The organism is Paenibacillus sp. FSL H8-0034 (assembly GCF_038000305.1).
In the GTDB taxonomy this organism is placed as follows: domain Bacteria; phylum Bacillota; class Bacilli; order Paenibacillales; family NBRC-103111; genus Paenibacillus_S.
Map to the genome: position 1 here is coordinate 7281385 of NZ_JBBOBS010000001.1, position 15676 is coordinate 7297060.

General features: G+C 46.7%; 11 protein-coding genes and 1 riboswitch. Of the genes, 1 reads left to right on the forward strand and 10 read right to left on the reverse strand.

The window, feature by feature from the left end:
• Position 1 precedes the first annotated feature (1 nt).
• From NST47_RS32535 to NST47_RS32575, 9 genes are all read right to left on the reverse strand, one after another.
• Complete coding sequence (locus NST47_RS32535; protein WP_341158845.1) at positions 2-1567, reverse strand: ABC transporter substrate-binding protein; 1566 nt, start codon at positions 1565-1567, stop codon at positions 2-4.
• 234 nt (positions 1568-1801) lie between these two features.
• Complete coding sequence (locus tag NST47_RS32540) at positions 1802-2638, reverse strand: carbohydrate ABC transporter permease (protein WP_076234056.1); 837 nt, start codon at positions 2636-2638, stop codon at positions 1802-1804.
• A gap of 77 nt (positions 2639-2715) precedes the next feature.
• The gene (locus NST47_RS32545) at positions 2716-3672 is read right to left on the reverse strand and encodes an ABC transporter permease (RefSeq protein WP_341158846.1); all 957 of its coding nucleotides are present in this window, start codon (positions 3670-3672) and stop codon (positions 2716-2718) included.
• 184 nt (positions 3673-3856) lie between these two features.
• Positions 3857-5662, reverse strand: a complete 1806-nt coding sequence (locus tag NST47_RS32550) for an alpha-L-fucosidase (protein ID WP_341158847.1) — start codon at positions 5660-5662, stop codon at positions 3857-3859.
• A gap of 22 nt (positions 5663-5684) precedes the next feature.
• Positions 5685-7499 (reverse strand): cache domain-containing sensor histidine kinase, encoded by a 1815-nt coding sequence (locus NST47_RS32555; protein ID WP_341158848.1) that lies wholly within the window; start codon positions 7497-7499, stop codon positions 5685-5687.
• Positions 7496-8512: a response regulator gene (locus NST47_RS32560; RefSeq protein ID WP_341158849.1), complete on the reverse strand. Its 1017-nt coding sequence runs from the start codon at positions 8510-8512 to the stop codon at positions 7496-7498. The genes NST47_RS32555 and NST47_RS32560 overlap by 4 nt, the downstream gene beginning before the upstream one ends.
• 302 nt (positions 8513-8814) lie before the next feature.
• Positions 8815-11139, reverse strand: a complete 2325-nt coding sequence (locus NST47_RS32565; protein ID WP_341158850.1) for a glycoside hydrolase family 95 protein — start codon at positions 11137-11139, stop codon at positions 8815-8817.
• A gap of 62 nt (positions 11140-11201) precedes the next feature.
• Entirely contained in the window at positions 11202-12764 is a 1563-nt protein-coding gene (locus tag NST47_RS32570) for an extracellular solute-binding protein (RefSeq protein ID WP_341158851.1), read from the reverse strand.
• 211 nt (positions 12765-12975) lie between these two features.
• Positions 12976-14643: a PAS domain S-box protein gene (locus NST47_RS32575; RefSeq protein ID WP_341158852.1), complete on the reverse strand. Its 1668-nt coding sequence runs from the start codon at positions 14641-14643 to the stop codon at positions 12976-12978.
• Positions 14644-15063: 420 nt separating this feature from the next.
• Positions 15064-15155: riboswitch (cyclic di-GMP riboswitch) on the forward strand.
• Between the two features lie 76 nt (positions 15156-15231).
• Here NST47_RS32575 and NST47_RS32580 point away from each other — a divergent pair.
• Entirely contained in the window at positions 15232-15426 is a 195-nt protein-coding gene (locus NST47_RS32580; protein WP_076233986.1) for a hypothetical protein, read from the forward strand.
• Positions 15427-15497: 71 nt separating this feature from the next.
• Here the strand turns inward: NST47_RS32580 and NST47_RS37240 are convergent, their stop codons facing one another.
• On the reverse strand, positions 15498-15632 hold the full coding sequence (locus NST47_RS37240) for an AraC family transcriptional regulator (RefSeq protein WP_445667425.1): 135 nt from the start codon (positions 15630-15632) through the stop codon (positions 15498-15500).
• Positions 15633-15676 lie beyond the last annotated feature (44 nt).

Below are 15676 nucleotides of genomic sequence, written 5' to 3' on the forward strand. Positions count from 1 at the left end.
TTTACTTTTTAATATCCAGCACACCGATCTTTTTCGTATAACGTTCGTTGGCTTCTTTAAGAATGTCATTGCCACCCTTGGCTTTGTACTCTTCTATAACTTTAGGCCAGTCACTAATCGGTTCTTTGCCATAGATCATTTTGATCATATGGTCGATGATCAGCTTCGGTCCAACATCAGGCTGTGGCGAAGCAAGATCCGGATATTTGCTGAAAGTTGCTAGATCCGGATAAAATCCGATACCCGGCAAGCCTTCCTTATCCAGTACATTATCAAAGACAGCTAGCTGATCCTTACCGTTTTGATCCAATTCCAGACGCTTACGCGGCGGGTTCAATGTCGCATCCTGCCCCATCCACAACGTACCTGCACGGAAGCTTTCTTCTTCCTGCTCCTCTTTGCTGGTTGGAATTTTGTAGTTGATTTTACCGCTATCGACGGTGTAATTTTGTCCCTCTATGCCAAAGGTGAAAAACTTCTCAGCTTCAGCTGATGCCATCCAGTCATAAAATTTAATAATTTTCACTGCTTTATCTGTATCCACCTTGGCATTCACATAGAAAGAACGAACAACCGGGGTATAGTAGAAATAGCCGGATTTACCTTCTGGTCCTTTGGGAGAGGAGATAATATCCACTTTGGCAGCCGGATTGGCCTGGGCAATAGCGGTACGGAACGAGATCAAACCTGCCCCATTGGAGGACCAAGAGCCGGATTTGCCGCTGTTAATATTTTTGGAATAATCAGAGGACGAAATGGTTGCAAAATCCTTCGGAATCAAGCCCTCATCGAACATTGTCTTGTAGGTTTGCAGCGCTTTCTGCATGTTCTCGACGTCAAAGAACTTCGGCTGTACCTGTCCATTTACAACTTCAAATTGATCCTTGTATGGCAGTACATCAAACGCGCCCAGGAACGTATCGGCGTATTTGAAATTTTCACGCATTTGATACGGATTTTCTACTCCCGCCTTTTTAAAGGCACGCAGAACGTCCAGAAATTCATCGACAGTTTGTGGAGCCTTCATACCTGTCTTCTCTAAAAGATCCGTACGGATATAAGTTCCACGTCTGGATGGATTGCTCAAATAATCGGGGATCGCATAAATCTTGCCATCGTAGGAAACTGCATCCCATGCCGCCTGGGGCACCTTTTTCATCAAGTTGGGGGCATACTGCTTCAATAAATCGTCAAGCGGCATAAAGACGCCGGCTTCCACCGAGCCTGACATGGATTTACCGGTTGGTGTGCCGATACTGCCTACCACGTCGGGAATATCATTACCAGCGAACATAATACCCATTTTGGAATCTTCAAGAATACGCACCGAGAGATCTGTGTTAGTCAGTTCCTCCAGCTTTTTCACCAGCTTGTTATTTTCCCAGTCTGTCACTGTTCCTTGATATCCAGCATTGGTAGTAACCGGCAATGATAGCGAAAATTTGACCGGCTTCGTATCAGCACTGGCTTGTCCGCCTTGCTTATTGTCTTTAGTCGCATCCCCACAGCCAGCCAAAGAACCTGCAGCAAGCGCGGAAACCAGAATAACACCCCATGTTTTTTTCATATTATACCAATCCTCTCTTTTTCATAACATCCTGAACTCTACTTGACTTCCCATAGAAGTGCGGTGAATAAAGAGCGTAGCAGCCAAATGATCCCGGAGAAGCGTCAGCGTTCGCCTTTGTTTCCGTACTTTTACAGCTAAATAACTTATAAAATGAATAAAAATACGGAAACAACAGCGATCGGAGGGATATTTGGCTGCGCAGCAGGACTTATTTACCGCACTTTTAGGCTCTTACGACTTAATCGATCCTACCATCATGCCTTTAATAAAATGCTTTTGCAGGAACGGATACACCAGCATAATCGGGATTGTCGCAATGACGATAACCGCCATTTTCAATCCTTCAGGAGACACAAATTGCATCATTTCCGAAGTAACATCCGACGCGCCCATGTTGTCTGTGATCACGATCTCCCGCAGCCTTACCTGCAAGAGAATTAGTGAACGTTTGTCGATATAATAAATGGCTTGCGAGTACATATTCCAATTCGCTACCGCGTACATAATCCCCATCGTTGCCATAACCGGCTTGGACAAAGGAAGCACGATGCTCCAGATCATCCGGAATTCCCCACAGCCGTCCATCTTCGCCGATTCCAGCAGCTCTGTCGGTAAATTAACGAAAAAGGATCGCATAACGAACAGATTGTAGGCGCTAATCGCCCCAGGGATCATTAATACCCACAGCGTATTCAGCATGTTCAAATTTTTGAGCAGCAAGTAATTAGGAATTAACGGTGCATGAAAAATCATCGTGATCAGCACGATAACAAGTGCCATTTTTCTATAAATGTACTCTGGACGAGACAACGGATAAGCCAGGCTTGCTGTTGCTGCCAGATTGATTAATGTACCGAATACGGTAACAATGACGCTGTTGCGGAAAGCTAACCAGATTGAAGGATCCTTTACAATCATGTGGTAGTTCTCCAATGTGAAGCCTATTGGCCATAGTCCAACGTCCCCGCTGTTGATCGCAACGGCATTACTGAACGACTGCGCAATCACATGTAGAATCGGTAGTACCATGGCGAGCCCGATCACAAACAGCATGATGTTGTTGAACATCTGGAACGCACGCTGCCCTTTTGTCAGAATCACGCCTCTCACCCCTTTGACCGAAGATATGTTAGTTAAATAATTAGTTAGTACAGGCCGTCTCCGGTCGCTTTTTTACTTAGTGTGTTACCCAGCACGATGAGCACGAGGCCAATTACCGATTTGAATAAACCAATCGCTGTTGTGTAGCTGTACTGACGGTCTATCAAGCCTGCTCGATATACATACGTGTCCAGAATCTCTCCATTCTCGCTGTTAAGCGAGTTAATAAAGACGAACACACGCTCAAAGCCAAAATCCATAAATCTGCCCATATGCAGCAGGAACAAAATCATGATCGTAGGCAGAATGGATGGAATCGTAATCGACATCACCTGGCGGAATCTGCCTGCTCCGTCGAGCTCAGCCGCTTCATACAAGTCAGGATTAATACCGGCAATCGCTGCCAAATAAATAATCGTTCCCCAGCCGCTATCCTTCCAAACACCCGATCCTATCAAAATACTGCGAATGTAGCTATTTTCACCCAGAAAGTAGATCGGTTCAATGTTGAATATCCCCAGAATATGATTCACGATTCCTGTTGTCGGGGATAGGAGACCAATCAGAATGCCTCCAACGATAACCCAGGAAAGAAAATGCGGCATGTAAATAACCGTTTGCAGTACCCGCTTATAACCATTAATGCGAATTTCATTTAGCAGGACAGCCAGTATAATCGGGATCGGAAACGCAAAGACAAGATCGTACAAACCAATTAACAGCGTGTTTTTTAAGATGATCAGAAATTCGTCATAAGCAAACATCCGCTCAAAATGGGCCAATCCAACCCATGGGCTGTCGGTGATTCCCTTGAAAATGTTGTAGTCTTGAAAAGCGATCGTCGAGCCCAACAGCGGTACATACTTAAAGAGGATAAAATACACAAGTCCTGGTATCGAAATAACATACAAGGGCCAATGTTTAGCAACAAACGCGCGCTTCGCCTTTTTGGAAGCGAACGTGTATAGGGTTTGTCCGGAAGTATCCGTTTTTGAAGCCATATGATCTCTCCTTTCTCTTGAAGCGGGGTAATGTTGTTTGATGCATTTATCATACTATGGCTATGAATACCCAACCATGGAGTAACTTAAAGCGCACATGTGTTTTTTTACGATCGACTTCAGTAGATACACGAAAAAAGCCAGAGTATCCCAACTTGCGGATGCTCTGACTTGTCCTGTTTGTTTATCCACGTTCCAAAACGATCTTTTTCAAGCATATGAATGCTCCGTTTGGCAGGCTCAAGGCTTTAAGCCTTAGCACATAATCTCCCGCCTCGGGCAGGCTTAGATGGCCTACAGGGAAGGCTGCGAATTCGTACCCGTCTCCGGTAGGCTTCACCGTCTGCGCTATCCGCGATACCGTTTCACCTGAACGCTTCGAGATCACTGAAAGCTCGTAGGAACCCCCGTCCGCGTCTGCTGCTGCCCCGTATTCCAGGACAGCTTGCAGTCGATCAGGTCCGTTAGCACGGAAGGCCCAGGATGCCTGGTCCTCCAGACTGGTCCAGCTGATCAGATTATCGTGGTCCTTCTTCCCTGTATCATAGCGTACTGTCGGTCCCTCAATATCGGCATCAAACGCGCCGAAGTTGTTCGGATAATCGGCCGTATACAGCAAACGTACCGGATTGGCATCACACTCGCCCGTGAATTCTACTGCCAATACCGGAATCGTCGATGCTGTCGGGCTGATCGGCACCTCGATCACGATATCCTCTTCACTTATGCGAGTGACAGGAAGAGCTGAACGGTCTTTGTCAGCGAGCGCGTAGGCTTTGAGCACAGGATTACGCAGACCCGGAACCAGCAGCTTTCCATTGGTTGGCCATTCGAAGATAAGGAGGTAGAGAATGCCATCCTTCATCGTGCATCTGCCCCAAGGCGGCTTACCGATCGGGCTTTGACGAGTGCCATGCACAGCTTCGCCGTTCGTTTGCATCCAATGACCGATCTGCTCCAGCAGCTCGACAGACTTGGGATCAAATGCTCCATTCCCCATCGGTCCGACATTGATCACAAAATTGCCGTTTAAGCTGAGCACATCTATCATTTGCCGCAATACGACATCTGCCGCTTTCCAGTTATGATCAGCAACTTTATACCCCCAGGAATCGTTCAGGGTAGCAATCGATTCCCAATCCTTGCGTGGAACCCTCACATGCGGTTGGTTATCCGACGTATTGCCGTAGTCCCCATAGGGGTCCATCCAAACCCGCCGATTAATAAGGCAATCCGGTTGCACCTCGCGCACCTGCTTGACGAATGCGGCTCCCTGCTCAGCCGTCAGCTTATGGCCACAATCGAACCAGAGCAGTCCGACAGGACCATACTTCTCCAGCAGCTCCTTAACCTGAGGCAGCGCCGAAGTGTGCAAATAATGCTCATAGCGAGTTCGCTTATCCACATCGTTGATCCAGGAGGCTACATCATCATAAGCGCCAATATTATGAGGGTAATCCCATGTATTCCCCTGTGAATCCGGATGATGCCAATCCATGGAGTGCGAATAGTAGATACACAGCTTGATCCCCTCTTCTCGGCAGGCATCAGCCAGCTCACGGAGCGGGTCACGGGCAAAAGGCGTTTTCTTCACAATATTGTAATCCGATACGTCCGAGTCATACATCGCAAAGCCTTCATGATGCTTGGCTGTAAAAATCAAATACTCCAGCCCGGCCAGCTTGGCCGCCCGCACCCATTCCTTTGCATCAAAGTGTTCGGCGTGGAACTCGGTTGCGATTTGTTCATATTCACTTACCGGAATACGTGCCCTGAGCATCAAATGCTCGGCATAGGAAGCAGGAACTTCCTCGCCTTTCCAGACTCCTGCCGGAAGCGAGTACAAGCCCCAATGAATAAACAGCCCGACTCTTGCCTCCCGCCACCAGGCCATTCTGGCGTCATGGTCTGCATCTACGGCTTCCAATTGCTCTATATTTGGTTGCTCAGACCCTTCGGCATTATCCATTAAATCCTCTTGTTTCGCCATTGCATATTCTCCTCTTTTCCACTTATTTACCAGGTTTGCTTGCAGGCATAATCATGAGCAGCTTCGTCCCCTGATCAACCTCACTCTCGATTTTCAGGCCATATTGTTCACCGAACACCATTTGAATTCGGCGATGAACGTTCACAATGCCAATCCCGCCAATCCCTTGGGATGAGCCCTCTTCATTATCAGCAAGCCGATTGGCACCCAGCTTCTCCCGCACCTCGGCAAGGCGCTCTTCCTTAATACCAGCCCCATTGTCCTCCACACTGAGCCAGAATATATCTTCATCTTCTCCGGCATCGATCCGAATATAATGATAATCCTCCACACCATCGGGGAACGCGTGCTGAAAAGCATTTTCCACAAGAGGCTGCAGCGTGAGCCGCACCATACTGCGAAGTAAATAGTCCGGATGAATCGCCACATCCACTTCAAATTCACGACCGATTCGATGCCTGAGCACCATTAGAAAATACAACACATGCTTTAATTCATTAGCAACCGTAATTTCCTCCAGATTGGTTTGCACCGAATAACGCAGCATATAGGCGAGCGCCTTAACAATTTCGGATATTTCCTTCGAGTCTCTAATCACCGCATAGCAAACAATCGTTTCCAGCGTATTGTACAAAAAGTGCGGATTAATCTGCAGCTGCAAAGACTGCAGCTCGGCTTTCTGCCGCTCCATCCGACTCTCCCGGTCGCTAAGCTCGGCTTGATATACCTTGTCCACCAGCTCCGAGAGCCGGTTGACCATCAAATTATAGCGGCTCATCAGCTCCACAATTTCGTCACGGTGCTCAGGGAGCGGGATCGTCACCCAGTTCCCTTTCTCTGTCTGACGCATGGCTGCCTTCAGAGTGTGTATAGGACCCGTGATCGATTTCCCGAAGCGAAAAGCCAACCACAAAGCGATCCCCAGCGTAAAGCAGCCAACTACAATAGTTGTGGTACGAATCGTATCTGTCGGCTTGCGCAGCTCTTCTACAGACATGGAAACGACCAGCCGCCAATTCCCATAATTGGAACGGCGGCTCATGAACATTTGTGCTTGATTATCAATAACAGCCGTAAATGCCTTATCACCCGCATGGAAAACCTCGTCCCTTATTTCAACGGGCAGCTCCGTACCAATTCGGTTTTTATCCGGATGGTAGACATATTGCCCTTTATCATCGGCAATGAAAAAATACCCATGGCTTCCCAGATCAATACCCTTCCACAGCTCGGACAGCTCAGCCGCGCGCAATTCGATCGCAAGAATACCTTTGGGCTCGGTGGCGGTAAGGCCGCGTATACGCCGAACAAGCGTGAGCATCATATTTTTTTGATCCGACAAAATACTATGATTCAGCACACTCAAGCTGCCTTCCTCGGTGTTCTGTTTAAAAAACTCAAGCTGCTGCTTGACTTGTTCATTGTCAAACGATTCACCACTCGAATCGTTATAAAAATACATCGCATTATCATGAAAGCTGATCATAAAAATATTGGCAATTTCCGGGTTGCGAATAAACACCGGCTCGATCAACAGCTCTTTGATCAGCTTGCGAATTTCATAGTAAGGAAAGCCCTTTTCTCCTGTAGGAAGATCGATAAAGCGCTTCACGTCATTGCTGTTGAGCAGCGACACCATCGAACGCTCATAAGTGCGAATATACAAATCGGTATGATGTACCGCATTGCCGACCACCTGGGATAATTGATTCTCCACCAGTTGATCCAGCTCATTGGAGGAGGTCCGGTACGTAAAGACCCCAACACTGGTTAAGGATATGAGAATGACGATCAGGTACGATAGAAACAGCTTCTGGTACAAGTTGAGATTTTTCATTTGATTCCCAACAGACTGCGGTATTCCGAAGGCGAAACACCGGAAATTTTCTTGAACGTTTTCGTAAAATGAGGATAATCCTCATATCCGACCTCCGCGGCAACATCGACCGTACGCATATGGGGGATCGACAGCAGCTCGCGTGCCTTTTCCATTCTTTTATGAATCCGGTAGCTGACGAACGTTTCACCGCTTACTTTTTTGAACAGCGAGCTAAAATAGGTTGGCGTAATGCCCACCATGTCGGCCACTTCTTTTAAGGAGATTTCCACAGACAAATGATTGTCGATATAAGCCTTCGCTTCCTCCATCGGATCCTTGTAATTGCCGCGACGCGCAGTCAACAGATCGTTCATGACCACTTGCAGGCGTCCTTCGAATTCAAGAAATAAATCTACTTTGGACGTTGCCGCATAATCAGACAATAAACTGGAGCCCAGCGGGCGGTTTTTCTCTTGAAAATATTTGTGCAGCAGCACAGCCACATCATGCAGCTGTTCCTTCAGCTGTTGCGCGGACAAATGCGAGCAGTGCTCTCTCCACTCTACCATCAGTCTTGCAATTTCATCCTCCTGCAGAGACCAGATGCTTTGCTCGACCCGTTCGATCCAATCCACATAGCGGGAAACGACCATATAGCCCTGTGTGCGGCTTTTCATAATCACATCGAATACCTCATGTAAATCAGGAGGTGTAACCGGTTTTAACAAATAATGCTTAACACCGTAGGACAAACATTTTTGTGCATAATCAAAATCACTGTACCCCGATACGACTACTTTCAGGATATGCGGGTATGCTTCGTTCACCTGCCGGCATAGCTCCAAGCCGTCCATTTTGGGCATGCGGATATCGGTAAGCAGCAGATCTGGCTCTGAGCAAGCGATTCGTTGCAGCGCATCATGACCATTGTCCGCAGTTTCTATTTGGGCGAACTTGTGCGTGTAAATCTGCGCCATCTTCATCAGTCCGCTGCGAATGATCGGTTCATCGTCCACAATTAGCAATCTCATCCTGTAAGCCTCCACCTTTCATGCTTATGAATTCGTAAAAACTCCACTCGAGTTTACTACGTATAGACGACAGGTACAATAGAGCCCCAGCTGACATGACCTCAGCATACTGCAACCCAAAGACACAAGCTATGGAGAAACTTGCATCTGTTTTGTGTTTTTTTACGATGCCAATCCGATTAACCTACAATAACTTCCATTATTTACTTCCCTTAAAAGCTTGCTTCGCAAAACTAGCGTGTTAAGCATCTGCTATGTTTTGCGAAGCAAAACTGACTTTCATCCGACAGCTGTCAGCCGCCTTACATCGGCAGCACGCAATATACAGCCCCAGCTTCGCAGGCAAATTCGGCAATCCCATCCTCCAGCACATAAGGGACATCCGTACCGTCCTCATGACAGATCAAGCTGGGCTGTTTCATTCGAATGCGACATGAACCGGATCGACCCGCTCGGATGACCGCATGCTGGACTTGTCCTTCCTGCCAGCGAATATCGATCCCGAAGGCTCCTCTTGCCCGTAAACCTGTTATTTCACCTGCTGGCCAAGCCGCAGGTAGAGCAGGCAGCAGTTCAAGAACATTGCCATGCGATTGAAGCAGCAGCTCCGCAATCCCGGCAGCTCCGCCAAAATTCCCGTCGATTTGAAATGGCGGGTGGCAATCAAACAAATTCGGGTATGTTGAAGTTGCCAACAGCTTGGAAATGTGATCATAAGCGCTGTCACCGTCACCTAACCGAGCATAGAAGTTGATGATCCAGGCACGGCTCCAGCCCGTATGCCCACCACCGCTTGCCAAGCGTCTTGCAAGCGTCCTTCTAGCTCCCTGAGCAAGCTCAGGTGTTCGATGCTTGTCGATCATTTCACCCGGATGCAAAGCAAACAGCTGTGAAATATGCCTATGCCCGGGCTCGGCCTCGTCGTAATCCTCCAGCCATTCCATAATTTGGCCGTGTTTGCCGATTTGCGGACGGGGCAGCTTGGCAATTGCCGCTTCCAGTTGAAGACGGAACGCTGCGTCACTATCGCCAGTTACCTTCCCTGCTTCCATACATGCGGTAAATAAGGTGTATACCAGCTGCATGTCCATCGCCGGACCCATACATAGATTCCCCTGCACACCGCTCGGTAAAATAAATTTATTTTCCGGCGAAATGGACGGTCCTGTAATCAACCGCCCCTGTGCATCCTCAACCATATAATCGAGCAGGAATTCCGCCGCTTCCTTCATGACAGGATAAGCCTGTTCAGCAAGGAATACCTCATCCAGCCCATAACGGTAATGCTCCCACAGGTGCAGCGAAAGCCAGGCGGCTCCAAGCGGCCATATAGAGGAAGAGACGAGAATACCCTCAAGCCGTGTTTCCCCCCACAGGTTGGTGTTATGATGAGCGACGAACCCGCGGCAGCCATACAGCTCCTTGGCAGTCTTTCTCCCGTTTGGTCGCATTCGCTCGATCAGATCGAAGAGCGGCTGGTGACACTCAGGCAAACCACAAACCTCAGCAGGCCAATAATTCATTTCCGTATTAATATTAATCGTGTATTTCGATTCCCACGGCGGACTGTAGCTGTCGTTCCAAATTCCTTGTAAATTGGCAGCCAGACTGTCCGGGCGCGAGCAGGATACGAGCAAATAACGGCCATATTGGAAAAAGATCTCGATAAGTCCTTGATCGGCACCACCTTGCTTGATTCGTTCAAGCCTGCTGTCCGTTGGCAGCAGCAGCGTCTGCTCTTGCTCCGTATCCAGTTCTTCGCCAGTCAAACGGATCGATACACGGTTAAACTTGTCAGCGTATTCAGCGATATGCCCGCGTTTCAATTCTTCATAACCTTTGGCAGCCGCGGCATCCAGCCGCTGCAAACAAATCTCCTCCGGATTCGCCGAGCGAAAGGTCGATTCGACTGCAATCAGCAGCGTCACGGCATCAGCCTGCTCAATCGACACGAAATCTCCGATGGTTTTTACGCTTCCTCCCTCCGGTATCGCCTTAGCCACACAGGAAAAAGCAATACCATCCTTGCCGCATTCGCCCTGCATCACAACTGTATCATCACCCAACGCGCGGCTCCCTGCATCATAGGGACGCCTCATCAGATTGGCGCTGAAAGTGAGCCCCCGCGGGAGCTCACTTTCCAGTCGCACAACGATAACCTGATCAACGGCACTGCTGAAATACTCCCGCCTGTAATGAGCACCGTCCATGCTGTAGCTCACCTGCACAATAGCTGTTTCCAAATCCAGCTCACGGATATATCCTTCTATAGGCCGATTATGATCCAGAAACCACAGACACAAATCTCCGGCCGGTACATACGGATGATAATACTTGGGCCCCGACATTAGCGCCATTCGGCTCAAATGCTCCGCTTCCTGCTGCCTGCCATCCGTGAGCATCTCGCGAATTTCCGGAAGGTAGGCCTGGGCATCGGGATTATCCGCATCCTTCGGTCCGCCGTACCAGATCGTATCCTCATTAAGCTGGATTTTTTCGTTAGCCGTTGTCCCGAAAATCATGCCACCCAATCGTCCATTACCGATTGGCAGCGCCTCTGTCCAGGTTTTTGCCGCTTTATCGTACCACAGCTTTAACTGGCTTCCTGTGGGGCTGCTTACTTCCATTGCTTATCCCTCCTTCGTTTCCCCGAATCGGCTCCATGACCAAGGCAATCCCCTTGCCTGTATTAGCCTCTATTCTCCGCAGTGATCACACCATTTTTCTTTTTATAGCGCTCTGTAGCTTCTTTCAGAATCTCATTGCCGCCCTTGCTCTTGTATTCTTCAATAACTTTTGGCCAATCCGAGATCGGCTCCTTGCCATAAATCATCTTAACCATATGATCAATAATTAATTTCGGACCTGTATCATCACCCAGAGGAGCGATATCCGGATAACGGGAATACGACTCAAGCGACGGAACAAACCGCAGGGAACCTAAACCTTCCTTGGAAATCACGGTATCCATGTACTTCATCATGTCACGGCCGTCCTGCGTCAGCTCTTCTCTGGCTTTATTATAGATCGTATCATGCACGAACCAGAACATGCTGCGGAATCCATCTTCATCTATCGCTTCAGGTGTGGTCGGCTGCTTGAAATTAATTTTACCGTTATCCATCGTATACGTTTCGCCTTCGATCCCAAATGAAAAATACTTCTCAGCTTCAGGCGTCGTCATCCATTCAAAGAATTTAACGATTTCAATCGCCTTCTCCTTGGAAACCTTATTGTTGATGTAGTAGGAGGTATTGATGCTCGAATAGAGCACATGTCCGCCGTAGTTTTCCGGTCCACGAGGTGAAGGGATAATTTCGATCTTCGCTTCCGGCACTGCAGATGCTGCCTTGTTGCGATAGTTGGCTAAGCCTTGGGCATTCGCTGACCACATACCAACTTTGCCGGCTTCGATATTTTTACCGTATTCAGTCGAGCTGATTGATGCAAAATCCTTAGGAATGAGACCTTCATCAAACATCGTTTTGTACGCCTGCAGCGCTTTCGTCATATTCTCCACATCAAAAAACTTGGGTACTACCTGCTCGCCCTGCACTTCGAATTGTGAAGGAAGCACGTCATAGGCTCCTAGAATAGTATCTGCATACTTGAAATTTTCCCGCAATTGATAAGGGTTTTCCACGCCTGCCTTTTTCATCGCCCTCATGACATTCAAAAAGTCATCGACCGTTTTCGGTGCTGGCAGCCCAGTCTTGGCTAACAGATCAGCCCGTATGAACAGCCCTCTTCGCGAAGGATTGGATAACCAGGATGGAATACCATAAATTTTTCCATTAAAGCTTGTTTCCTGCCACGCTTCTTTTGGCACCGCTTTCATTATAGTTGGAGCATACTGCTTTAACAAATCGTCAAGCGGCATGAAAATACCAGCTTCAATAGAACCGGACATTCCCTTTGTTGTAGCGCCCCCAACATTTTGCACCACATCAGGAATATCGTTGGAAGCAAACATCAGCGACATCTTTTGATCAAAATCCTTCAGGGGAATCATTCGAATATCGATATCCACTTTGGCAAGCTCTTCAAGCTTGTTGACCCATTTTTCCTTATTAATATCACCTGATTTTTCGGCATATTTATTACCGCTTGTCGCCATCGACATCGAAAATTTCGGTTTCTCATTAGATTTCGCGGCATTGCCAGATTTCGGACTTGCCTGATCTGTACTACAGCCTGCAACTGCACTGACTGCCATGATGCCAACCAATGTTGTACCAAGCATTTTTTTCATTCAATCCATCCCATTCCTTATGTTATTAACCAATGTGTTTGGCTTCCCCATCTTACCCTTCCTGCATGGGTTACGATATGTGTTTTTTTACAGTCGTGTTGTGTTTTGTTTTTAAAGTCTGCCCTTACCCACAGTTGAATAACCTAAAAAAATAAAAGAGGCATCCGCTTTTAGGCGAATACCTGCACGATCACAATCTTACATACTCGGCTTATTCATAGGCTACCACTCTATTTCTTCCACCCTGCTTGGCCATATAGAGCGATTTATCGGTGTACTCAACCAACATGCTGCTCGTAAGCTGTGCCGAAGGAATCAAGGTTGCTGTGCCAATACTGATCGTAACCAAATCACTTACCTTCGACGTAAGATGGGGAATCTGTAATTCCTCAACCCATTGCTTGATTCTCTCCGCTACCTTGTGAGCCCCGAACTTATCCGTATTCGTTAAAATCACAGAAAACTCCTCGCCGCCATAACGCGCCGCGAAATCATTGGGCCGTTTCAATGCTCTTTTTATGGTATGAGCAACCTGCTGCAGACAAGCGTCGCCTCCTTGATGCCCATACGTATCGTTGTAAGATTTAAAAAAATCAATATCACACAGCAGCAGCGATATCGGCTGACCATACCGAGCCGCGACTCCCCATTCTCGTTCCAGCGTCTCATCAAAGCAGCGTCGGTTGGCAATACCGGTTAATCCGTCTGTCATCGAGAGCCTCATCAGTAATTCGTTCACCTCTTGCATCTTGAGCTCCGATGACTTGCGTTCCGTAATATCTCTGGAAACGGCTATAATTTCACTGACCTTTCCCCTTTTATCGAGGATCGTTTGGCAGGTGGATTCAAACCAAATATAGGCCCCGTCTTTTCTGCGGATGCGAAAGCTAAAGGTATTGATCTGCTGGGTGTTCATAATAGCATTATAGATGGAGATGATTTGCGGATAGTCGTCCGGATGAAGCAGCGAATCCCCCCAGGCTCCAATCAGCTCTTCAGGCTGGAAACCGAGCAGGGTGCTGCAAACGGGAGAGACGTACGTGCATTTGCCTTTCGGAGTATGGCGGGTGATCATGTCTGTCGAGTAATCCGCAAGCATTCGGAACCATTCTTCACTGCCCTTTAATTTCTCCTCAGTTAATTTGCGCTTCGTCACATCCTGAAAATATATGGACAACCCTTCCTTAGTCGGATAAATATGAGTTTCGAGCCACTTTTCATCCGTATCCTCAGTGGCTGGTATATATTCCTCAAACTGAACCTTGATTTTCTGTTCGAAGGATTTCCGATAATAGCTGCCGTATTCCGTCATCTCCAGCTTCGGGACTTCATCCCACAGAACCTTCCCCTTCAACTCTTCGTTTTTTTTGCCCAGATGCTTCTCAGCCTCTTGATTCATATAAACAAAACGCCAATCCGCATCCAACGAATAAAAAGCGTCCGAGATATGGTCCAGAATACTTCTATTCGTATCGTTCAAATCACTGATTTCCTTTTCGGCGAGCTTCATCTTGGAAATATCAACAATTTGCGAAATAAAATATTTGGGTGTCCCATCCTGATTATGAACAAGCGATACACTCAGCAGTGCCCACACCGTATGACCTTGCTTATGAATATATCTTTTTTCAATCTGGTAGCTAGTAATCTTGCCATCCAGCGTCGCTTGAAGGTAATTCAGATCAATTTGCAAATCGTCAGGGTACGTAATATTCTGAAAGCTGGTAGCTTCAAATTCTTGTTCCGTATAGCCCAGCAGCTTGCATAGTGAAGGATTCACGTTAAGCCATTTTCCATCCAGATCAACCAACGCAATACCTATAGGGGCATACTTGAAAGCATTAAGGAACAAATCATTCTCATGATGTATATTCTGCAATGTGTATCGCCCCGCGATTCGTTGGATTTAAGAAAAAGGTGATCAATAGAACTAAAACTATTAACTATAACATAACAGATTTCCTTCAAATAATCTAAGTAAAATCCTATACATTTTCTTAAAGTGATTCCATCACAAACGAGTTGAAATCGGTTGACAATCGTCCAATTCACCATATCCTTGGAATGTAATATAGGAAGTCCCGGTAATCCCCCTAATTAATTTGTAGCTTACAGTATAGGATAATTCCGTCCTGGTTTCTAATTTTGTTTATTATTATTCGTAATTATGACTATTAAAATCATCTTTACTATTCATAGTCATATATACCTAATCGAATCGATAATAGGTCTATAATACTATGTATTGACTGTTCCACGATTACCTGATATTCTGAATATAACATCATAATTCGACAAGCACTGATAATGGCATACTTATTGAAAAATAAGGACGCAAAGTTATGGGTCTAAGGCTCCACATGAAGGAGCTATGATTGCCAGACCGCCAAAGGGTCAACCAAACCCTCATTATATGGCTATATGGTTGGGTTTTTTTGTTGTCCTACAAACTACAAGAGGTGATCCTATGTTCGTGTTAAAAAACGACAGCAATTCCTTCCAAGAAATGACAATGGATTTAAGAGAATATGTCGGCTACGCAACCTCCAAAGATATCATCAATGAGATGAAACAGATGGAATTTGATAAAATCCTGCTTTTTAAGCAGTCCTTAGAGGAAATTCTGAATATAATCGGTTCGCAGCAAGAGATTGTTCATTAGACAGCCCTAACAGCCAAATCCCCCTCTGAGCAAGAGAGGATTTGGCTGTTTTTGTATAGATCGCTAACGTCTCAGCTTTTTCCTAATGTATAATCTGTTGGAGAGATGCCTGTTACATTTTTAAACACTCTGCTGAAATAAGCAGGGTCCGAATACCCTACTCTGCTGCTTACCTCATAGATCACCATAAGACATCGTTTGAGCATTGCGGACTTTTTGTAAGTATGATATATTTAATAAGTTAATTCCG

What these genes read in the sequence shown, in the direction of transcription:
- NST47_RS32570 (WP_341158851.1), bottom strand. Translation starts at nt 12,764, where the DNA reads ATGAAAAAAATGCTTGGTACAACATTGGTTGGCATCATGGCAGTCAGT.
- NST47_RS32555 (WP_341158848.1), bottom strand. Translation starts at nt 7,499, where the DNA reads ATGAAAAATCTCAACTTGTACCAGAAGCTGTTTCTATCGTACCTGATC.
- NST47_RS32565 (WP_341158850.1), bottom strand. Translation starts at nt 11,139, where the DNA reads ATGGAAGTAAGCAGCCCCACAGGAAGCCAGTTAAAGCTGTGGTACGAT.
- NST47_RS32580 (WP_076233986.1), top strand. Translation starts at nt 15,232, where the DNA reads ATGTTCGTGTTAAAAAACGACAGCAATTCCTTCCAAGAAATGACAATG.
- NST47_RS32535 (WP_341158845.1), bottom strand. Translation starts at nt 1,567, where the DNA reads ATGAAAAAAACATGGGGTGTTATTCTGGTTTCCGCGCTTGCTGCAGGT.
- NST47_RS32545 (WP_341158846.1), bottom strand. Translation starts at nt 3,672, where the DNA reads ATGGCTTCAAAAACGGATACTTCCGGACAAACCCTATACACGTTCGCT.
- NST47_RS32550 (WP_341158847.1), bottom strand. Translation starts at nt 5,662, where the DNA reads ATGGCGAAACAAGAGGATTTAATGGATAATGCCGAAGGGTCTGAGCAA.
- NST47_RS32560 (WP_341158849.1), bottom strand. Translation starts at nt 8,512, where the DNA reads ATGAGATTGCTAATTGTGGACGATGAACCGATCATTCGCAGCGGACTG.
- NST47_RS37240 (WP_445667425.1), bottom strand. Translation starts at nt 15,632, where the DNA reads ATGCTCAAACGATGTCTTATGGTGATCTATGAGGTAAGCAGCAGAGTA.
- NST47_RS32540 (WP_076234056.1), bottom strand. Translation starts at nt 2,638, where the DNA reads ATGTTCAACAACATCATGCTGTTTGTGATCGGGCTCGCCATGGTACTA.